The organism is Acinetobacter sp. TUM15071 (genome assembly GCF_008980925.1).
Taxonomy (GTDB): domain Bacteria; phylum Pseudomonadota; class Gammaproteobacteria; order Pseudomonadales; family Moraxellaceae; genus Acinetobacter; species Acinetobacter dispersus.
In genome coordinates, this window is record NZ_BKGB01000003.1 from 17,770 (window position 1) to 39,897 (window position 22,128).

The 22,128-nt window shown below is 39.5% G+C and carries 18 protein-coding genes and 1 pseudogene; 8 read left to right on the forward strand and 11 right to left on the reverse strand.

The genetic code is table 11. From position 1 onward, the window contains the following. Positions 1–49 precede the first annotated feature (49 nt). Positions 50–2,074, reverse strand: coding sequence for an NADPH-dependent 2,4-dienoyl-CoA reductase (locus GBI66_RS03495; protein WP_215901023.1), 2,025 nt, complete (start codon positions 2,072–2,074; stop codon positions 50–52). Positions 2,075–2,199: 125 nt separating this feature from the next. Between GBI66_RS03495 and GBI66_RS03500 the strand changes: the two genes are divergently transcribed. After that, positions 2,200–2,760, forward strand: coding sequence for a PadR family transcriptional regulator (locus GBI66_RS03500; RefSeq protein ID WP_151715184.1), 561 nt, complete (start codon positions 2,200–2,202; stop codon positions 2,758–2,760). Beyond that, entirely contained in the window at positions 2,760–3,680 is a 921-nt protein-coding gene (locus GBI66_RS03505; protein ID WP_151715185.1) for an alpha/beta fold hydrolase, read from the forward strand. The genes GBI66_RS03500 and GBI66_RS03505 overlap by 1 nt, the downstream gene beginning before the upstream one ends. Positions 3,681–3,728: 48 nt before the next feature. Here the strand turns inward: GBI66_RS03505 and GBI66_RS03510 are convergent, their stop codons facing one another. Further along, a complete protein-coding gene (locus GBI66_RS03510) occupies positions 3,729–4,772 on the reverse strand; it encodes a 3-deoxy-7-phosphoheptulonate synthase (protein WP_151715186.1) in 1,044 nt (347 codons plus the stop codon). Between the two features lie 613 nt (positions 4,773–5,385). Between GBI66_RS03510 and GBI66_RS03515 the strand changes: the two are divergent. Next, positions 5,386–6,962: pseudogene (locus GBI66_RS03515) on the forward strand (ATP-binding cassette domain-containing protein). A gap of 52 nt (positions 6,963–7,014) precedes the next feature. On the opposite strand, the gene GBI66_RS03520 reads toward GBI66_RS03515, so the two are convergent. From GBI66_RS03520 to argC, 5 genes are all read right to left on the reverse strand, one after another. Beyond that, the gene (locus tag GBI66_RS03520) at positions 7,015–7,377 is read right to left on the reverse strand and encodes a YnfA family protein (RefSeq protein WP_151715187.1); all 363 of its coding nucleotides are present in this window, start codon (positions 7,375–7,377) and stop codon (positions 7,015–7,017) included. Continuing rightward, positions 7,377–9,662, reverse strand: a complete 2,286-nt coding sequence (gene clpA, locus GBI66_RS03525) for an ATP-dependent Clp protease ATP-binding subunit ClpA (RefSeq protein WP_151715188.1) — start codon at positions 9,660–9,662, stop codon at positions 7,377–7,379. Before clpA ends, GBI66_RS03520 begins: the two co-directional genes overlap by 1 nt. Before the next feature lie 682 nt (positions 9,663–10,344). Beyond that, positions 10,345–10,758, reverse strand: a complete 414-nt coding sequence (clpS, locus tag GBI66_RS03530; protein WP_171067163.1) for an ATP-dependent Clp protease adapter ClpS — start codon at positions 10,756–10,758, stop codon at positions 10,345–10,347. A gap of 22 nt (positions 10,759–10,780) precedes the next feature. Further along, a complete protein-coding gene (locus GBI66_RS03535) occupies positions 10,781–11,530 on the reverse strand; it encodes a DUF6776 family protein (protein WP_151715332.1) in 750 nt (249 codons plus the stop codon). An 81-nt stretch (positions 11,531–11,611) separates the two neighbouring features. Beyond that, complete coding sequence (argC, locus tag GBI66_RS03540; RefSeq protein WP_151715333.1) at positions 11,612–12,661, reverse strand: N-acetyl-gamma-glutamyl-phosphate reductase; 1,050 nt, start codon at positions 12,659–12,661, stop codon at positions 11,612–11,614. Positions 12,662–12,936: 275 nt separating this feature from the next. Here argC and GBI66_RS03545 point away from each other — a divergent pair, with 275 nt between their 5' ends. After that, positions 12,937–14,454 (forward strand): hypothetical protein, encoded by a 1,518-nt coding sequence (locus GBI66_RS03545; protein ID WP_151715189.1) that lies wholly within the window; start codon positions 12,937–12,939, stop codon positions 14,452–14,454. 202 nt (positions 14,455–14,656) lie between these two features. Then, positions 14,657–15,268: a CDP-alcohol phosphatidyltransferase family protein gene (locus tag GBI66_RS03550; protein WP_151715190.1), complete on the forward strand. Its 612-nt coding sequence runs from the start codon at positions 14,657–14,659 to the stop codon at positions 15,266–15,268. A gap of 18 nt (positions 15,269–15,286) precedes the next feature. Here GBI66_RS03550 and GBI66_RS03555 read toward each other — a convergent pair whose 3' ends face one another. Both GBI66_RS03555 and rpiA read right to left on the reverse strand, forming a co-directional pair. After that, on the reverse strand, positions 15,287–15,979 hold the full coding sequence (locus GBI66_RS03555; RefSeq protein WP_151715191.1) for a M48 family metallopeptidase: 693 nt from the start codon (positions 15,977–15,979) through the stop codon (positions 15,287–15,289). Continuing rightward, positions 15,979–16,650 carry a ribose-5-phosphate isomerase RpiA gene (gene rpiA / locus GBI66_RS03560; RefSeq protein ID WP_005188157.1) on the reverse strand — a complete coding sequence of 224 codons (672 nt, stop codon included), beginning with the start codon at positions 16,648–16,650 and terminating at the stop codon, positions 15,979–15,981. The genes GBI66_RS03555 and rpiA overlap by 1 nt, the downstream gene beginning before the upstream one ends. Before the next feature lie 98 nt (positions 16,651–16,748). Between rpiA and ilvA the strand changes: the two genes are divergently transcribed. From ilvA to GBI66_RS03575, 3 genes are all read left to right on the forward strand, one after another. Then, entirely contained in the window at positions 16,749–18,293 is a 1,545-nt protein-coding gene (gene ilvA / locus GBI66_RS03565) for a threonine ammonia-lyase, biosynthetic (protein WP_171494260.1), read from the forward strand. A 154-nt stretch (positions 18,294–18,447) separates the two neighbouring features. Next, on the forward strand, positions 18,448–19,098 hold the full coding sequence (locus tag GBI66_RS03570; RefSeq protein ID WP_004653749.1) for a TrkA family potassium uptake protein: 651 nt from the start codon (positions 18,448–18,450) through the stop codon (positions 19,096–19,098). A 1-nt stretch (position 19,099) separates the two neighbouring features. Continuing rightward, positions 19,100–20,437 (forward strand): TrkH family potassium uptake protein, encoded by a 1,338-nt coding sequence (locus tag GBI66_RS03575; RefSeq protein WP_151715193.1) that lies wholly within the window; start codon positions 19,100–19,102, stop codon positions 20,435–20,437. Here GBI66_RS03575 and GBI66_RS03580 read toward each other — a convergent pair. After that, positions 20,425–20,952 (reverse strand): cysteine peptidase family C39 domain-containing protein, encoded by a 528-nt coding sequence (locus GBI66_RS03580; RefSeq protein WP_151715194.1) that lies wholly within the window; start codon positions 20,950–20,952, stop codon positions 20,425–20,427. The genes GBI66_RS03575 and GBI66_RS03580 overlap by 13 nt on opposite strands. Then, complete coding sequence (locus GBI66_RS03585) at positions 20,953–22,122, reverse strand: phospholipase A (protein WP_005188153.1); 1,170 nt, start codon at positions 22,120–22,122, stop codon at positions 20,953–20,955. Between the last annotated feature and the right edge of the window lie 6 nt (positions 22,123–22,128).

The following is a 22,128-nucleotide window of genomic DNA, read 5'->3' on the forward strand; positions in this document are numbered from 1 at the left end:
ATCGATATGTCCGTGAGCATTTCCTCAATAGAAAATGCTCACGGTTTATTTATAGCGTTGCTGCTAATTCAGCACCTTGGCGAATTGCGCGTTTAGCATCCAACTCACCTGCTTCTTTAGCACCACCAATCAGGTGAACGTTTTTACCGTCTGCTTTAAGCTGATCGAACATCGCGGTATAAGACTCTTGACCAGCACAAATCACCACGTTATCGACTTCAAGCACGCGGCTTTGCCCATCTACAGTGATATGCAAACCTTGATCATCCACTTTGTTGTAGCTTGCCCCAGCAATCATTTTCACATCACGATGCTTTAAGCCTGTGCGATGAATCCAGCCTGTAGTTTTACCCAGACCAGCACCAACAGATGCACTCTTACGTTGCAATAAGTAAATTTCACGTTCTGACTTTTCTAACTCAGCTGGTTTTAAGCCACCCACATGCTCATAAGAAGTATCAATACCCCATTCTGCATAGAACTTTTCAGGATTTAAGCTGCCACTATCACCTTCATGGGTTAAATATTCTGCTGTATCAAAGCCAATACCACCCGCACCAATAATGGCAACGCGCTTACCCACAGGTACGCGTTCTTTCAACACTTGGATGTAGCTCAATACTTTTGGATGATCAATCCCTTCAAATTGCAATTGACGTGGTGTCACGCCTGTTGCAACCACGATATCATCATAGTCTGCTTGGCTCAGTTCTTCATAAGTGGCTGTGTGGTTTAGTACCAGCTCAATATTCGGCTGTAATTCAATTTGACGCTTGAAGTAACGTAAAGTCTCGTAGAATTCTTCTTTACCCGGAATGGTCTTGGCAATGTTGAATTGACCACCAATTTGATTGCTTGCATCAAAGATTTTAACTTTATGACCACGACTTGCAGCATATACCGCAAAGCTCAAACCTGCTGGACCTGCACCAATCACCGCAATATTTTTTACCGCATTCGTTTCTTTAAAGATCAGCTCAGTTTCGTAACAAGCACGTGGATTGACTAAGCAAGTGGCAATTTTCATTGAGAAAATATGGTCTAAACAAGCTTGGTTACAACCAATACAAGTATTGATTTCATCGCTACGACCTTCACTGGCTTTTAATACAAACTCAGGATCGGCCAGCATTGGGCGCGCCATAGACACCATATCTGCATGACCAGAAGCCAATACATGTTCTGCCATTTCAGGCGTATTAATACGGTTCGAGGTAATCAATGGAACTGAAACTTGACCTTTTAATTTTTCAGTCACCCATGTAAATGCTGCACGCGGTACTTTGGTTGCAATGGTTGGAATACGTGCTTCATGCCAGCCAATCCCTGTATTGATAATGGTTGCGCCAGCTTTTTCAATTGCTTTCGCCAGTTGAATGACTTCTTCTAAGCTTGAACCACCTTCAACCAAATCCAGCATTGATAAACGATAAATAATAATAAAGTTTTCACCGACTAGATCACGGGTACGCTTTACAATTTCAATCGGGAAACGGATACGATTTTCATAGCTACCACCCCATTCATCATCACGATGGTTGGTACGTGCGGCAATAAACTCATTAATCAGATAACCTTCCGAGCCCATGATCTCAACCCCATCATAACCCGCGTATTGTGCAAGCTTGGCACAGTTAGCAAAGTCATCAATGGTTTGCTGTACTTCCGCAGAGCTTAATGCTTTAGGTTTGATTGGGTTAATCGGTGCCTGAATCGCAGAAGGTGCAACGATCTCAGGCTGATACGAATAACGCCCCGTATGTAAAATCTGCATCGCGATTTTACCACCCGCATCATGTACCGCTTGGGTGATCACTTTATGTTTTTCTGCTTCTGCGATGCTATCTAATTTAGAAGCATGTGCAAATGTAAGGCCTGCATCGTTTGGAGAAATACCGCCAGTTACGATTAACCCAACATCACCTTTGGCACGTTCTGCATAGAATGCAGCCATACGTTCATAACCTTGTGGCGCTTCTTCTAAGCCAACATGCATAGACCCCATAAGGACACGATTTTTTAAGGTGGTAAAGCCTAAATCTAGTGGCTTTAGTAAATGTGGATAAGCTGACATGGTTTCTCCTTTGGCTCGCACTCTGCTAGCTAATGCAACTTGTTGCATAAAGTTATAAACAAGATTTGATTTTTATGCAACATATTGCATAATTCTGATGAGTCATTTTTTTATTATGGAACATCATGTCACTCGCCCATGTTTTACTGACCAGCTTATTGGAAAAACCAAGTACAGGTTTTGACTTGGCTCGTCGCTTTGACCGTTCAATGGGCTTCTTTTGGAATGCGACTCATCAGCAGATTTATCGTGAACTCAACGGTATGCTGAAAAAAGGATGGATTTCTACATTAGAAGAACAAGCTGCCAACAGCCGTAAAAAAACCTATCAAGTTGAACAACTTGGAAGAATACAACTGGCATCATGGATTGAACAACAAAGTGAACCTGCTCAACTCCGTGATGATCTCATGGTCAGGTTAAGAGCTGAAGCTCAACTCGGTGGTAATAATATTTTGCCCGAATTAGAGCGTCACTTAGTATTGCATAAGGAAAAATTAAGGCTTTATCAAGCCATTCATGATAAAGATTTTAAAGATAACGAACCAACTAATCGCGTTTTGTTTATCCATAAGATGATTCTGGAACTCGGTATCATTAAAGAAAATGAATGGATAAAATGGTTGGAACAAATGATTCCTCAACTGAAAAAGTTTGAAGAAGCTAACAATAGTGGAGAAAAATAATGCCGTTTTATACCATGCCCGATCAAGAAAAATTATTTGTACGACGTGTTGGTGAAGGTGAACCTGTGCTCGTCTTATCTGGACTGGGTATGCAAAGCTGGCAATGGCTACCATTCTTATTTGCCAATCGTAAACAATATGAATTTATCATTCCCGACTGGCGTGGTTTCGGCGGCTCAAAGAATTGTGCGATTCCAGCACTTGATGCAATCTCAAGTCATTGGAATGATGTAGATTCACTGATTAAACAATTAAAGCTCGATCAATTCATCCTAATGGGCTATTCCATGGGTGCAACTACAGCTATGCATGGTATGAAGCATGGTGGCTTAGCTGAGAAACTTAAGGCCTATCTGCATATTGATCAAACCCCTAAAATTGCGGTTGATGATTCTTGGCAATATGGTTTATTTGGCCCCAAACATCCTCAATTTAAAAATCTATTACTTGAGATTCAAACGCTATTACTTGACTATAAACATGCTCAGCAGCTAGAGGATTTACCAGATGATATCCGCTATAAGCTGGTCAGCTTATGGGGTGATTTTATTGAACTGCAAGGTAGCAATAATTATAGCCCTAAAATCCTTAAACTTGCCCTGCATCGTCCCTTCTTACAAAAATATCTACTACCGATTCAGCGTTTAGATTATTTACTTTGGTATGTAGAAAACTACCTAAACCATAATGAAGATTATCGAGAAGCCATCGGTCAACTCAGTTGTCCAACCACCTTCTTTATTGGCCGTGAATCTACACTCTACCCAGAAACAGGACAAACACTGATTGCAAATAGCTTAAGTAATGCAAAAGCCGTGTATTTTGAACGCTCTGGACATACGCCATTGATTACTGAACCAAGAAAGTTCAGCCAAGAAATTGGTCACTTTCTTGCAGCTCAATCCATCCAAGCGGCTTGACTCCACAGGCATAAAAAAGCCAGTCTTAAAACTGGCTTTTTTTCGAGATTAATTTTTATTTCGCATTTTTTCAGCAACTTCCAACAACACCTGTGCCGTTTTATCCCAACCTAGGCAACCGTCCGTAACTGACTGACCATAGGTCATATCACAAGAAATTTTTTGATTACCATCCACTAAATGACTTTCAATCATTACACCACGCACTTTCGACTCAGCACGCTCTGCAATAATTTGCTGTAAAACCTGTGGCTGTAATAATGGATCTTTACCACTATTACCATGACTACAATCGATCACTAACGCGGGTAATTGCTTATGCTTGAAATGCATCGCTTGAATCGAAGCCAAATCATAGTTGGTACCCTGATTTGAACCACGTAAAATTAAATGTGGTAATGGATTACCTTCACTATGCAAAATTGCAGGCAAACCTTGTTGAGTCATCCCTAAAAATTGATGACCATGCAGTGCTGATTGAATCGCATCCAAAGCAATTTGAATCGAGCCATCTGTACCATTTTTGAAGCCAATGCTGTATGGCATATGGCTGGCAATTTCACGATGAATTTGAGACTCACTGGTACGCGCACCAATTGCACCCCAAGCCAATAGGTCATCAAAATAACCTGTCGCCATTGGACTTAAAATTTCGCTTGCAATTGGCAAACCTTTCTCGATTAGCTGTAAGTAAAGCTGACGAGACTTTTCTAAGCCGAGTTGTAAATCTGATGATCCATCTAAATTTGGATCGTATAAGAACCCTTTCCAACCCACAGTCGTACGCGGTTTTTCAATATATGCACGCATCACCAAGAATATTTGATCTTTGACCTGTTCTTGTAGTTGTTGTAGGCGATCAGCATATTCAAGTACTGCGATAGGATCATGAATCGAGCAAGGACCTGTAATCACCATTAAGCGATGATCATGTCCAGATAAAATATTCTGAATCGTTTGACGATGTTTTGAAATTTGCTGCGCTAAAGTTGCAGACAAGGGATACTGCGCTTTGAGTTGTGATGGCAAGCTAAGCATTGATTCTTTTGTATGTGTTTGTGGTTGTGTCAAAGCAGTATTTAAAGCATTCATTTTCAATTCCTTTGGACTGGCCTTCTTCGCAGTCCTATCATTTATTTGAGCAAGTGTGATCTAAGCGATGTTGATTTTTTTGCAAAGTAAAACCAAGAAATCTTGCTAAAATATGAATAGTTAAATGTATACATGGTATTTCTCCTAAAATGATGTTTGTTAAAGCATAAAAAAACCTGATCGGTGTTGCCGATCAGGTATTAACTGGTTGGGCAACCCTTTTTGCTGCCCGAAACGCATCAGGCAACTAACAATATTGCCAAAAATAAAAGTATGCGTTTGTGTTTACAGTATGCTTTAACATGTTTATTTCAAATATCTAAAAAACTGTTCCTAACCCTTAAATTACGCACTATTTCAGCATTTGACAAGCACTTTTTATGTTTTTTTAATCAAAACTTTAAAATAGTAAAATTTGACCTTTATTGTTTTCATCCATAGAATAGCTGAAAAATAAACCATTCTGAGATTACGCCAATGAAGTAAGCCCTATTTTTATCATCAAAATCCTTTTTCTTTTTGATGTGCAAAATAGACTTATCTATCATTTAGCAACACCGACTAAAATTATCTATATTTTTCTATTTTGCATATCCTGTTTATGAGGTTTCTTATGACTCAACAGGCATGTATTGTTTCAAACTTATCACTCGAATTAGCCCAGCACAAACTCTTCGATCAGCTTGCATTCCAATTGCCCTTAAATCAGTTTTGCGGATTGATTGGACGTAATGGTCAAGGTAAATCACTGCTGATGACTATTTTACAAAACCAATTCGCATCTGAATTAACCTATTCAGGCCAAATCTCATGGCAATGTCCACATCAGCATCTTGCTCAACTCCAGCGTGTCCAAGTCAATACCATTGCTCAAGCCTTGGAGATTGAAGATTTGCATGCATGCTTTGAACGGATTCAGCAAGGTACCGCTTCATTTAGCGATTATGATCTGGTTGAACATCTCTGGCACCTGCCCCAGTGGAATGGCAACAATTATTAGAAAGTGCGGGATTGCCTACTGCACTAGATACACCAACTCAACATTTGAGTGAAGGCCAAAAAACCAAACTCGCACTTTGTCGGCTATTTCTACTCAAAGATCATTATCTATTACTGGATGAACCCAGTAATCACTTAGATACACGGGGACGAGAATGGTTAATCAGCCAAATGAAACAGCATCCTACAGGTGGGCTTATCATTAGCCACGACCGACAGCTTTTGGCTCATGTACAGGGCATTTTTATACTCAATCAGTTTGGCATACATTATTACGGTGGTAACTACACGCTGTATCAACAACAGCATCAAACACAAGTCGAAGCATTATCACAAACTGTGCAGCAAGAAAAGCGCGAGCTAAAACAGCTTAAAGAGCAGCAGCTTCAAAGCCAGATGAAAGCACAAAAGCGCAAAAAAACGGGTGAAAAGTTAAGAGCCTCAGGATCTCAAGCTCCTATCTTATTGGATGCTAAGAAAGAACAATCTGAGCAATCTCTTTCCCACCTACGCAAACAACAGAGCAAACAGTTTGCAGATGCAAAAGAGGAATTACAACAGAAAAAAACGAAACTTGAACATCTTAAATCACAGTCTTTTGAATTTACTCAAGCTACTGATAAATCAGGTGAAATTTTACGCTGCCAGAAATTACAACTTGCTTATGCAAAAACAAGACCGATTGATCTTGCACTATCGACTGGAGAAAAATTACATTTAAGTGGCGCAAATGGCAGTGGTAAATCCACCTTACTTAAGACGATTCAAGGTTTAATTCCCCCACTTGTTGGAGAGATTTATTGCAAAGTAAATTCTGTTTATTTGGATCAAAATCTTTCCTTACTCAATGAAAATCTATCTGCCGTTGAATATTTATGTGAAATAGATTCAAATCTGACAGAACAGCAAGCACGTACCCTATTAGGAAATTTACAAATCCGTAGAGATAAGGCGCTTAGTCCTTTAACAAAATTGAGTGGCGGTGAACGACTAAAAGTCGCCTTAATAGCTTTAAAACAACAAGCAGTAGATTTATTACTTTTGGATGAACCAGAGAATCATCTGGATATTGAATCTCGGGAGCTGCTCGCACAAGCAATTCGCTCTTTTAATGGTGCTGTGATACTGGTCTCACATGATAAAACTTTTGTTGAAGAATGCGGAATCAATGAAAGCTATTTACTCAGTTAATTTTTATATGGTTTATATCAGCATGGATAAATAGCACCATGCTGATATCAATTTAACGAACCAATCCTTGTGGCTGTAAAATAATCAGGCAAGCGCCACACACAACCACAATACCACCTAAGATATCCCAACGCGTTAGCATAACTTGATCAACATAACGTAACCACATCAGCGCTGTAAAAATATAAATTCCGCCATAGGCCGCATAAATACGTCCTGATGCCGCTGGATGCAACGTCAGCAGCCAAACAAAAATAGCCAAACTTAAAGCTGTAGGAATCCATAACCAATGTGATTTTCCTTGATTCAAAATCAAATATGGAAAATAACAACCTAAGATTTCAGCAATTGCTGTGACGAAAAATAACCCAAATACTTTAAGTACTTGGGTTATAGAGAAAGAAAGTTCAAACATTAAGCAGGTTCAGCACTCGGGTTAATATGATCTTCAAAGACTTCCAATTTTAGGCCAACCTCTTTGCCATTTTCTGTTTTCACAGAAACCGCAACGTTACCACCGTGCTCAGCAAGCTCACCAAACAGAATCATCTCAGCTAACGGCTTTTTCAAATGCTCTTGAATCAGGCGTTGCATCGGACGAGCCCCCATGAGGCGGTCATAACCATTGGCTGACAACCAGTCACGAGCACTTTGATCCACCTCAAGCACCACTTGTTTCTCATCCAGCTGCGCTTGCAACTCTGTTAAGAATTTGTCCACCACAGAATCGATAATTGTGGTTGGAAGTGATTTGAATTGAATCACACCATCTAAACGATTACGGAATTCAGGTGAGAATGCACGTTTCATCGCATCCTGATTGTCTGCACTATGATCTTGTTCAGTGAAACCAATACTTGCACGGACAATACTCTCTGCACCAATATTAGTGGTGAGCACAATAATCACATTTCTGAAATCAGATTTACGACCATTGTTATCAGTCAAAGCACCATGATCCATTACTTGCAATAACAAGTTAAATACATCTGGATGGGCTTTTTCAATCTCATCAAGCAACAGTACACAATGCGGATTTTTATGGATCGCATCGGTTAGCAAACCACCTTGATCATAGCCAACATAACCTGGAGGTGCACCAATCAAGCGAGAAACCGCATGACGTTCCATATACTCAGACATATCGAAACGAACCAACTCTACACCGAGCAATTTTGCCAGTTGTTTAGTGACCTCGGTTTTACCCACACCTGTTGGACCAGCAAATACAAAACTACCCACTGGCTTATCTGGTGCTTTCAGACCTGCGCGAGATAATTTGATCGCTGATGCAAGCGCTGTAATCGCTTCATCTTGACCAAATACAACACGTTTAAGATCACGTTCCAGATTCTCAAGTACAGACTTATCATCTTTAGACACGGTTTTTGGTGGAATACGGGCAATTTTGGATACGATGTCTTCAATATTCTCAACTGAAATCGTTGTACCATCTACTTCCGCTTTCAAACGACGTTGCGCGCCTGCCTCATCAATCACGTCAATCGCTTTATCTGGCAAAAAGCGATCATTGATAAATTTAGCTGACAACTCAACAGCAGCGACTAAAGCTTTATCATCGTATTCAACATGATGGAAATCTTCGAACTTGTTCTTCAAGCCACGTAGAATTTCAATCGTTTCACCAATACTTGGTTCATTCACATCAATTTTTTGGAAACGACGTGATAAAGCATGGTCTTTCTCAAACACTTGACGATATTCTTGGAAGGTTGTTGAGCCAATGCAACGTAAGCTACCATTTGCCAATGCTGGTTTGATTAAATTCGATGCATCCATCGTACTGCCCATACTTGAGCCTGCACCAATGATCATATGAATTTCATCAATGAATAAAATCGCATTTGGATTTTTCTTCAACGCATTTAACAGTTGTTTTAAACGCTTTTCAAAGTCGCCACGATATTTAGTCCCTGCAACCAATGCACCGATGTCTAAACTATAGACTTCAGCATTCGCAAGTGGTTTAGGTGCTTTACCATTAACAATTAACCATGCCAACCCTTCTGCAATCGAGGTTTTACCTACACCTGGGTCACCCACTAATAATGGGTTGTTTTTACGACGACGACATAAAATCTGAGCCGCACGCTCAATTTCTTTTTCACGTCCAATTAAAGGATCAGTTTTACCCTTTTGTGCTTCGATGTTTAAGTTAAGCGTGTATTGCTCAAGTGGTCCAGCATTCGCTGAAGCCGCACTTTCACCTTCAATATCCTCAACTTCTTCTTCAACTTGAATCTCATCTTTACGTGTGCCATGAGATAAATATTGAGTCAAAGTCAAACGGTTAATTTGATGACGCTTTAATAAATAAACTGCAAAAGAATCTCGTTCCGAATACATCGCAACTAAAACATCCGCACCTTCAACCGTACGATCGCCACCACTTGACTGAACATGGAAAATTGCACGCTGTAAAATACGATCAAAGCTCTCAGTTGGATGAGGTGCCTGTTCGCTATTATCACCAAGTTTTGGGGTATGTTGCTCTACATATTCCTCTAATTCTTTACGCAAAGTAACGATATCTGCACCGCATGCTTTTAATGCATTTACGGCTGAGTCGTTATCTAGCAAGGCAAGCAACAAATGTTCAACTGTCAGAAACTCATGTCTCTTTTGACGAGCCATGCTAACAGCCAAACGTAACGATACTTCTAATTGACGACTGAGCATGTAACCCCCTTATCTCTTGGGCTTAATCATAAAAGATAAATCTTTTCATGAAAAAAGCTAATTATTGACTTGATCCGCTGAGCTTCTGTAATCGTTTTAAAGACACGTCTACAAGCCTCTTTGCTTCATATCTTACTGTTAGCATTAGTTGAGTATCTTGGTCAAGATTCAAAACAAAGTATTGTTGTAAAAATTTAATTACAAAGAGAATAAGACTTATCTAATCGTTCAAAAAGCCAGCAAACCTGTTCTTTATTTATGAAAGCGTATTCAACCCATGAAAAATTGTAATACACCACGATCTTAGTTAAAGCCTAACAAATCATTTATAGGTTGAATATAAAGATAGTCAGTATATTGATTCATATTTTTAGCACAAAACAATATATGCCTTAATTTACAGCTTAAATACATATCGAAAGATAGCCTTATTTTCTAAAGACCCATTCGCAAGATACGATTGTCCAAAGTGATATTCAGCAGCTTTTCTTACGCTTTCACTCGTAATTTATGAGCCATACATGGCGTAAGGTCTTGCGCATGAGGAATATATTCCGAAGTGCATTGCTTTTCTTAACGCCTTCACTCACAGCATAGCTGTTCGTCAAATAGATTCCTGATCTTAACGCTGTTACTCGCAACATAGTTGCTCGTCTTGCGCAGCTAAAAAGCTTCGCTTTTTTTAACGCTGCTCAGGTTCGATCTGGCACAATAAAGGATGACCTTGCGCTCGTGCATAGTTATTCACTTGATTTGCTTTTGTTTCAGCAATATCACGTGGGTAAATGCCGGCGGTACCTTTACCTTCGTAATGAACCGTCAGCATGACTTGACTTGCTTGATCAAGGTCCATTCCAAAATAACTTTGCAATACTTCAATAACAAAATCCATTGGCGTGTAATCATCATTCATTAAAACAACCGCATATAAAGGTGGTCGTTTTAATTCTGGAGGGGCAGTTTGTACAACCACCTCACCCTCATGATCCTCTTGCGAATCACTTAAACGTGGACTTAAGTGCCAATCGACATAACCTGATTGATGAAAAGAATTTTTCACTTCACTTAAATTCATTTGACGTTTATATCTTCGCATATTGAGTTCTTAATCTAAAAAATTATTGAGCGTTAGCTTCAGCTTGCGGTATTTCTGACACAAAAGCAGAGCCAACATCGACAGGTTTGCCGCGTTGCCAACTAAAACGTTTGATTACAGGCGTACCAGCCCCAGTTAAACGTACTTCGATAAATTGAGGCATAAAGCCTTTAGGCATTGTCCAACGACCTGTTAAACGTTCAAAATCATCAAAGTTAAAGTTTTTGTCTTCTAAAGGTACAACTAGAATTTCTGTATCTTTAATTAAGCGCAACTCAACCGAACCAGATGCACGGCGTTTATTTGGGCTGACTTGAACTAGATCAATCTGATATTCAAAAGCATTTTCTGGCAAAGACTTAATGGCCATATTTTGAATGGTTAGACTTACACCGCCACGCTGTTTCAAAATGTCACGATAAATCGTATTCATCCCTTCAAACTGCGCTTTATCTGCATTGGCTTGGTTTACTGCTTTGAATAAATCATCAGCATTGCCTACCGCCATATCACGCTCTTGAACAGCAGCATTCAAGCTCTTCGTGACAGAATCCAACGCAGTCTTTTGTTTCTGAACAACATCTACCAATTGCTCAGCATCTGCATCATACCCAACCACAGTTAAACCCTGACGATGACCTACAGTATAACCAAGCGTAAAACTGCCGCCAATTAGAATTACGGCACCAATAATCAAAGGTAAATTCGTTTTTAAGAATTTATTTTTTTCAACGGAACTGTCTGGTGAAGTAGTCGGTTCAACGTTTTCCATCATCATCTCTATCTTTATGATCTACATCAAAGCACACATTAGAATCGAAATTTAAATGTGTGTGAAGTAAAAAAGCGTTTTTTATGGTAATAAACCAATACCTTCCAAACCAGCAGCTTCATCAAAACCGAACATTAGGTTCATATTTTGAATGGCTTGACCTGCCGCACCTTTTACCAAATTGTCTTGTGCAACCAAAATAATCAATTTATTCGGTTGTGGACGATATAGTGCAATTCTTAACTCATTCGTACCACGGACACTACGTGTTTCTGGTGAGCTATTTGCTGGCATAACATCAACAAAACGTTCATTTTTATAGAATTCTTCGTATAATGTTTGAAGATCGATTTGCTGAGCTTGTTCAGTAAGGTCGACATAAATTGTGCTCAGCATACCACGAATCATTGGGACTAAATGCGGCACAAAAATCAGTTGATCAAATTGCCCTTTTTGTCCTGAGATATTTTCAAGTGCTTCTACAATTTCAGGATGATGACGATGTCCTGCAACACCATAGGCTTTGAAATTATCGGCATTTTCGCTGTAGATCATGCCCAAGCTTGCTTTACGACCAGCACCAGACACACCAGATTTAGCATCAATAATAATGGTTTGTGTATGAATCAACTGATCTGAATTTTTAAGTAGTGGTGCTAAACCTAGTTGTACAGTCGTTGGATAACATCCAGGATTCCCAATCACTTGGGCTTGTTTAATTTTTTCACGATTTAACTCAGTTAAACCATATACAGAGTCTTTTAACACAGCTGGACAGCTATGTTGCATGCCATACCATTTTTCAAATTGAGTTAGATTCTGTAAACGAAAATCTGCAGCGAGATCAATTACTTTTGTACCCGCAGCAATAAGCTCTTCTGCATGTTTCATTGCTACACCATGAGGTGTGGCAAAGAATACGACATCACATTGTTTTAATTGGTTTAAATCAAAATCTGAAAACTCAAGTGTTGTATGTCCACGTAAACTTGGGAACATATCAACAACGCGCTTTCCTGCTTCTGTACGAGAAGTGAGAATACGAACTTGAACTTGTGAATGTCTTAATAGAAGACGTAATAGCTCAACCCCAGTGTATCCAGTTCCACCAACTATACCAACAGAAATCACGTGTGACACCTCAAGCGTTCATTTAGGCAAATAGTATGGCAGTTTGACCCGTTTTACACAATCTTCAAGTACCTAACTTTTAACAAAATAAAAGTACGGGCAATCCTGATGAAATGACCTAAATTCTAAAAATACAGACCAATGGATTTAATATATTTAAATTGATTCTACCATTGGTCAAGAAATACTATTGAATCCTTTCACTATTCGAATAGAATAAAAAAAATGCGGTAATAATAAATTTCATGGATGCAAAATTTTTCTGGAGAGCTGGAATGCCTTCTTTGATGTCAAAACAAAGATTACATCATCATATTTGCTTAGGACTAAGTACGCTTTTACTCAGCTCAACCTTAATTGGTTGTGGAAGCGGCGAAAGTAAAGCAACAATAGAAACCACCCCAACCATTACTGAACCTAAACCTAAAGATTTCAATATCAAAGCCGCTGTAGAAATGCGAGATGCTGTCCTTAAAGTCTTCGACAACTTCGATAACACACTCGTATTAGAACAAAATTTAAGTACCACTTCCGAGATCAATATCACATTACCACGTGTTTTAAATAAAGAGCGCTTATATCGTATTGAACTATCAACTACACCAAACTCATTGATCTATGACTTTCAAAATGGTCAATATCCCAATGCGTCTATGACGCTACATAGCCTTGTTGAAGTTGATACCAGTAACCTTACACAAACGATTTTTATCAATCCAAGCTCAGAAGCGATTTATCAACGCGCCCTAGTACGCTCAGGAGTATTACCAACGGATAGTAATATCAACCCAACAAAAATTAGTGCATCTCAGTTAAACCTTGCTATTGCAGATGTAAATTCAGCGTTAGGCAATGCATTTTATCAGCTCAATATTCCGAATTTGAACCCATCTTATGTTTTAAATGCATTCTCACCACAAAGTACAACTTTAAAACCTAATTTATATGTCAATACCTATCTAAGCTTTGGTTTTATTCAACAATGGGCAAATTTATATCCAAACAATAATTTTGCGGAATTTACAAAAAACTTAGCTACCGATTTAAAAGATGGTTATCTTGATGCAAAAAAAATACGGGGTGATCAAAGTGCTTTAACCTCATTGGTCATCGCTACACCAGATAATATCGACCCCTCTAAAAATAATTTATTGTACATTGCAGAAAATCAAAAAAGTGCACGGGATACTTTTGCAACCTCGTTAAAGCAAGCTGTCTTACAACTGGCAGATAACTATCAACAAGCCTTACTTAATCCACAAGGTTATACACTATTACAGCAAAAAGCTTATGCAGGCACTGGCCCTACAAATAATGCAAGTAATGCTTTTCGAGTTATCGGTGCTGGAGATTATCGTCGTGCTTTAGGTTTTTCAGATACCACTCAAACATGTAATGGCTCGATTTACCCATGTAAGCAAGGCATTACAGGAATTAATATTGTGAGTGCAAACCTACCTTCGATTGAATATTTAATTGGAAATTACAAAGATTCAAGCAGCAACTGCCAACTCAATATTCGTGGAGATGGGTGGTTAGAGCTGATTAAAGATGGTAAGACCTATAGCTCCAAACTCGATGGCGACAGTACCGATAACTTATTACAAGTCGATAAAGCCAATTTTGAGTATCTGTTAAATAGCAGCTCCGCGGAACCCAACAATAGCACTTTGCAATACAGCTTTATCCAGCTTAAAGTTAAAGCAAATCAGGTTTTAAGTGCCAGTGCTGGTTTAGACAGCCGCAAAGCACCTGATCAGTTGCAAACAACACAGTTACAGTGCAATTTCTAAGACTAAAGTCACACATGCAAGCAATCGAACAGCAAATTCATTGCTTGCAACAAGCACGCTATGTCATTATGAAAAAATAATCTGAGTATTTGCGATTACTACGAAAGGAAAGACTGTTGTTTTTATCAAATATGTATTTGTTATCATGATATTCAATACTGACTGCTATACTCACATTAAACCGTTTTAATGTTCTTGATTCATGTTTTTAAAATATAAAATTCCAACTTTACTTGTTTATTCCAGATTACTCTTAGGTTTTCTGATCATTGCTGTGACCTTGCTACAACCTCAATTCTTTCCTATTTATACTGTGGTATTTTTAACGCTGGGACTGATCAGTGATATCTGTGACGGCATCATTGCAAGACATCTAGGTGTTTCCAATGAAAAATTACGCCGACTCGATTCTAACGTTGACCAGGTCTTTTTTATTTGTGCAATTGCCTCGATTTACCTACAACAGCCTGATTTCTTTAAGCAACATCTTTGGGCGGTTGTCATTTTAATTTTGTCAGAAGTTGCGATCTATATCGTAAGTTTCATTAAATTCCGAAAAGAAGTCGCTACACATAGTCTAGGTGCTAAAATTTGGACCTTATTTCTTTTTGCTTTATTGGTACAAGTCACATTAACAGGTCATGCACAAATTTTATTTGTAGTCGTTTTCTGGCTAGGAATACTGACACGGGCTGAAATTATCGCAATTATCTTAGTACTCAAACAGTGGCAAAATGATGTCCCCAGCCTAAAACAAGCCCTACGTATTCGAAAAGGTCTAACTGTACAAAACAATCGCTTGTTTAATGGTTAATACAATACGTACACTCTATTATTTTTTATAGTACCAACTCGGCAATTGAGTCTGTTTCAATTGCTTTCGATGCTCAAGATAATTGGCATCATGCTTTTCCACTTCATTCCAAAACGCAGCACTATGATCAAAATGTTTGGTATGTGCTAGTTCATGTACACAGACTGATCGTACAATATGTTTTGGCATTAGCACCAATGCAGCATGTAACATGATGTCATGCTTAGAACTACAACTACCCCAACGCGTCTTTGGCTTACGGATACTACATTGTTGGTAAGACAAACTGATTTGCTGGCTTACTTGAGCTAAATATTCAGGTAAAAACTGTTTTGCATAAGCCATGACAGCGGCTTGTAAAGCCTGCTCGGACTGTTCATGCCGAATCAGTAATTGTTGTTGCTCGAAATCAAACTTAAAAATATGTCGTTGCTGTTGCTGAATAATCTTAAAAGGCTGGACATGGTGAAATAATACCAACGATTCAGGAAATACCGTCGTTTGATTAAATTGCTGTTGTTGTTTGCCCCAGGTTTCTATCAACCATTGTTCAGACTGATGCAGAAACTGCTGAATCTGTCGTTTGCTACAGAACAAAGGAACTGTGAGGCGAATACCTGTTGGCTCAACACGCAAGCGCAAATTTCTTGCCCTTGCATGTCGAACAACTTTAATTTCAGGTAACAGCGTTTCTAATGAAACTAATGGCATTATTGTGCTGTACGCTCTTCGATACCACTGTCAGTTGCTACAACAGCAATGGTTGCTGCATTTAATGCAAAGATACCATTGGTCACAACGCCTGGAATGTCGTTAATGGTCTTTTCCAACTCAATCGCATTTAGAATATTCAGATTAAATACGTCTAAAATCACATTCCCATTATCGGTTACAACACCTTCGCGATAAACAGGATCACCACCCAAGGCAACAATCTTACGGGCTACGGCAGAACGCGCCATCGGAATCACTTCAACAGGAAGTGGGAAATCACGTCCTAACTGATCTACCCATTTTGAATCATCTACAATACACACAAATTTCTTTGCAATTGAGGCAACAATTTTTTCACGGGTTAATGCCGCACCACCACCTTTGATCATATGCATGTGACGGTCAATTTCATCAGCACCATCAACATAAGCATCTAAACCACCGACAGAGTTCATATCAACAACTTCAATGCCCAGTTTTTTTAGACGGTCAGCTGTTGCAGTTGAACTTGCTACTGCTGCTTCTAATTGCAATTCAGGCAATAAATCAATTAAAAAATTAACGGTACTTCCTGTTCCTACGCCCAAAATGCCGCCTTTAGGCAAATGTTTCAAGGCTGCTTTGGCCGCAGCTTGTTTTTTTTCATCTTGGGTTGCATATAGACTCATGACTTCACTCAACTATTTTGACATTTGCTTTAAGAAAACAGCGCAAATGCACAGGGGTTTGCTACAATGATTGCCTATTTTAAACTGTTATAGGGAAGATGAACATGCTGTCTCGTGTGGTACGACAAATTTTACAAGCAACGGTTTATGATGTTGCGATTGAAACACCGCTTGAAGCAGCTCCACGAATTAGTCAGAAAATTAATAATAACATTCGATTTAAACGTGAAGATCTACAACCTGTATTTTCTTTCAAGCTACGCGGTGCCTACAACCGCATTAGCCAACTACCAAAAGATCAACTCGATCGTGGTGTCATTTGTGCATCTGCAGGCAACCATGCCCAAGGCGTTGCACTGTCTGGGAAAAAATTAGGCATTCCTGCCATTATCGTCATGCCAAGCACCACACCTGATATTAAAGTTCAGGCAGTTAAACGCTTAGGCGGTCAAGTTGTGTTACATGGCGATAGTTTCGATGTTGCTAATAAATATGCAAAACAACGTGCTGAAGATGAAGGTTTGGTGTTTATTCCACCTTATGACGATGAACTGGTGATTGCGGGTCAAGGCACAATTGCCAATGAATTATTGCGCCAATGGCGTGATGTTGAATATGTTTTTGTTGCAGTCGGCGGTGGCGGACTCATTGCTGGTGTTGCAGCATACTTGGGCGAAGTTGCACCACACGTCAAAGTAATTGGTGTTGAATACGAAGAATCTGCATGTTTAAAAGCAGCTCTTGAATCAAACGAGCGCGTTGTGTTGCCGCATGTAGGCCTATTTGCTGATGGTACGGCTGTTGCTCAAATTGGCGAATTGCCATTTGATGTAATCCGTTTACGGAAGTCTGATAATTCAGGCCCAATCGTTGAACCAGATATTGTCACTGTAGATACAGATGAAATCTGTGCTGCGATTAAAGATACTTACGATGAGAATCGCAGCATTGTTGAACCTTCTGGTGCTATGGCGTTAGCGGGTATTAAAAAATATGTTGCAGAACATCAAATAATAGATAAAAACATGGTCTCTATTGTTTGTGGTGCCAACATGAACTTTGACCGTTTACGCTATATTGCAGAACGTACTGAGTTGGGTGAACGTCGTGAAGCGATCTATGCGGTGACGATTCCTGAGCAAAAAGGCGCCTTCCTGCATTTCTGTCGTGCGCTACAAGGTCGTAACATCACCGAGTTTAACTACCGTGCCAGTGATAGTAATCTTGCTCAAGTCTTTGTAGGGATCAGCCTTAAAGGCGGTGAAACCGAACGTCATGAAATTCATGAGATGTTGAAACAACAGTATGAAGTAGATGATCTTTCTGATGATGAAGTTGCGAAACTGCATATCCGTTATTTGATCGGTGGTCATGCCAATATCGAACATGAGCGTTTATTCCGTGTTGAATTTCCAGAACGTCCAGGTGCCCTATTAACCTTCTTAGAACGTTTAGGCCCAACCCATAACATTACCTTGTTCCACTATCGTAACCACGGCGCAGCAGAAGGCCGTGTACTGGTTGGCCTACAAGCAACCGATGCAAAGCAAAATCCAGATGGCTTAGTCGAAACATTGGAAAAGATCACTTATCCATATGCTGAAATCAGCAATAATATTGGATATAAGCGTTTTCTTAAATAAGCTTTCTAGTACCTTAAAGCCGATCTCGTATCGGCTTTTTTTATTTGATATTTTGCTTATCCATGTGCAGCGCAAACAAAATCATTACAAATAGAAAGTTATTCCATCTTAAAATGAATAAAAAGACATTTTTATCATTTAGTTAAGGACAGTTATGGCACAGTTTGCAGTCATTGGTTTAGGTAGTTTTGGGGCAACTGTTGCATTAGAGCTGACTAAATTGAATCATGATGTCATTGGGATTGATACGATCAAACGTAATGTCGAAAGCTTGGCTGATCGTATTACACACGCAGTGATTGCCGATGCCACCGATGAGCATGTCCTAGAAGAATTGAATATCCAAAATTGCGACGCTGTTGTTGTCGCAATTGGTGAAGATATTGAGGCCAGTATTCTCTGTGTTTTAAATCTCAAGAACTTAGGGGTTGAGAAAATTCTGGTCAAAGCTAAAACTAAAGCACATCACACCATCCTCTCCCATTTAAATGTCAGTAAGATTATCCATCCTGAAGAAGATATGGGTGTGCGGGTTGCTCAAGCTTTAAACTATCCAATGGTGAGCCGTTATATGGCTTTAGATGATGATCATTACATCGTTAAAGTTCCAGTTAATGAAAAACTCAACAATGTAAATTTATCAGGCATCTTAAAACAAGAGCCAAATATCAAGCTACTGCTACTGAAACGAGATCAACAGATTCACTATGAAACAGATGCAAATTTTACCTTGCAAACGGGTGATGTCCTGATTTTAGAAGGTTCACTCAGCCATCTTAGAAAACTTTCAGGATGTTTCGCATAACATGGCATTCAAAATAAACTCTCAGAAGATTTTCAATCTAAGCCCTCCATCTTTACTGGCAATTGGGTTTCTTAGTTTTATTATCATTGGCACGATACTGCTAAAAATGCCGATTGCAAATAAAGGCAATGTCAGTTGGATGGACGCTTTATTTACAGCAACTTCGGCCGTGACCATTACTGGCCTATCCGTGGTTAATTTGAATGAATCATTCAATCATCTCGGGCAGTTTATTATTCTTTTGCTAATTCAATCAGGTGGTTTAGGCTTTATGACCTTTGCCATCTTGGCAGCATTGAGTCTCGCACCTAAACTCGGCTTAAAACAACAAATGATGGCGCAAGATAGCTTAGGTCAAACCAGCCTATCCAAAGTGACCTTCGTTGCCAAAGGTGTCGTGCTATATACCTTATTTTTTGAATTGATTGGCGTGGTTATCCTGACAGCCTCCTTTGCGCCAATATATGGTTTTGGTCGCGGGCTTTATTATGCTGTTTTCTATAGCGTTTCAGCTTTTAATAATGCAGGTTTTTCCTTATTTGATAACAGTCTGATTAACTTTCAAAGCCACTATCTGATTTGTCTCACCATTAGCATGTTATATACCCTAGGCGGAATCGGCTTTTTGGTTCTGATTGATGTTAAGCAAAATAAACGCTGGAGTAAGTTGACCCCAAACAGCAAACTAATTCTGAGTACCATCGCAATTTTAAATCTTGTTGCATTTATCTTAATTTGGTTATTAGAGTCCAACAACCCTCTCACGCTCGGCTCAATGGGCCTTGGTGAACAAGCCATGAATGCTTGGTTCCAAGCGACGGTGCCACGTTCGTCAGGGTTTAACACCATTGATACTGGTTCAATGGAACATAGTACCGCTTTATTGACCATGTTATTGATGTTTATTGGTGGTGGTTCTCTCAGTACTGCAGGCGGTATTAAAGTCGGTACTTTTGTAATTTTATTGCTCTGTGTGATTTCCTTTCTGCGCCGTAATGAAGAAATTCGGATTTTTAATCATTCAGTTTCACAAGAAACAACTTATAAAGCACTTGCAGTGACTGCCATTACAGGCATGCTGGTTTTTGTGGGGTGCTTTATTGTCTTTCTACTTGAACCAAAATTAGATGTGCTCGACCTGATGTTTGAAGTGGTCTCTGCCGCATGTACTGTAGGACTGTCACGAGGTGCAACGAGTCAGTTGCATGATGGTAGTTTGTTTGTTCTGAGTTTGCTGATGTTTACAGGACGATTGGGACCGTTAACACTGGCCTATTTAATTGCGACTCCAAAGAAGAGCCGCTTAAAACACGCCAATGCCAATATTCAGATAGGATAATGATCAACAGGCTGTTGAATCACAATCACTTGTCGACAAATTTCATCGCTTTGACGTTGTTGTTCAAACACTGTTTTAGACATCACGTCAAAATGATCACAAAAACTAATTTCGTGTTCATCGATTGAATAAATTAAGGACTGGTTCCCCATACCTTGTAATGTGTCATAAAACACGATCACGAAGTGGCCTTGTTCAAAAGCTTGCTGAATCTCTGAATAAGTTAAAGCAGCCTGAATCGGAATCTGAAGACGCTGTGCATCAAGATAACTTTGCTTTTCCTTTTCATCAATATGAGGGTCAGGCGCCGTATAGAACGATACCTCAAACCCTAATTTTTTCAGTGCCACAGCCAAAGCAATAGTGAATGTCCCGTCTTCTCGATCATGGCCAGACAAACGAATCAGGTCAGCAATATCAATATGGGTATGATATTGCTTCACGATTAACCAGAGTGCAAAGACACCACAATTTGCTTCAAGCTGCAATAAGGACTCTGGAATATTTAAACTCATTTAATACCAGTTCATTAAAGATACACCCAATCCGACATAGGTTGCTCGGTGGTTATAATCAATCAAGCTCTCGCCATAGCCATCAAATATTTGCAAATGACCACGTAATTTATCTTTAATTGGGAAAGCCCAGTCAAACTGAACCGCTCCGTGCGAACGATCTCCACCTTTCAATGAATGACGTAACATCAGAGAAAAGTCGTTATCGCCTTTACGGTAGAATGCGGTCAAATCACCACGACCGATATAATCTTTAATATCTGGATTATTATCATCTTTGGCTTCTTCCTCTACCCGATACCAAGGACGAACCATCAAGGCGAAATTATCTTTTTCAAACCCAAGATTGAAAATGACACGATTCCAACTACGCGATAAAGGATCAGAACGACCATTAGACTGATGGTTCAAGGTCACACCAAGCAAACGAGCATTGAGACCTAAAACCTCATAGTTGGTCCTAAACATCAAACTTGCTTCAGGCTCATAATTGGTTTCACGAAATGGTCGCGACTCTTCCGAATTATAGACTTGCCAACGAGATGACTGAGTATAACCCAACCAGAGATCACCGTTATCACCAAAGATATTTTCCCAAGCCTTGGTCTTAAAGGAAAGCTGAAATTTGGCTTCACTTGACGTTAATTCTTGCTTCTCTTTGACCGTATTTTCTGGATTTGGACTACTTGGAAATTCGTTTTTATCACTGGTCCAAAACACTGGAAGCAAATAAACAGGTTGATAGGCACGAATGTTCCACACCCCGAGCTTACTTTCTTCGGATAACTCCCAACGACGATCTAATAAAGAAACATTTGGATCAAATTTCGGTGCAGCCCCTAACAAATGCAAATCACTTACTTTTTGAACCACTTTATCTTTTAAAGATTCTGGCTTGGCTTTTTCATTAGACTCAATCACAGGCATCGCGGCTGCAACCACTGGTGCGGCATCCGTCTGAGCTTGTGTTGGAATAATGACAGGTGCTTTATACAGACTATCATAACAAGCCAAACGTTCAGCATTTGCAGCCAAAGCCACACATGCTTCAACACTCGCAGGGCTTGTCGGTGCTGTAGATTGTGCATTCGCCAACGATGTCGTTAAAGAGCCAAGTATCGCCATGATACTGAGCTCCAAATGACTACGTTCAAAAGATTTGAACGCCATAGATTT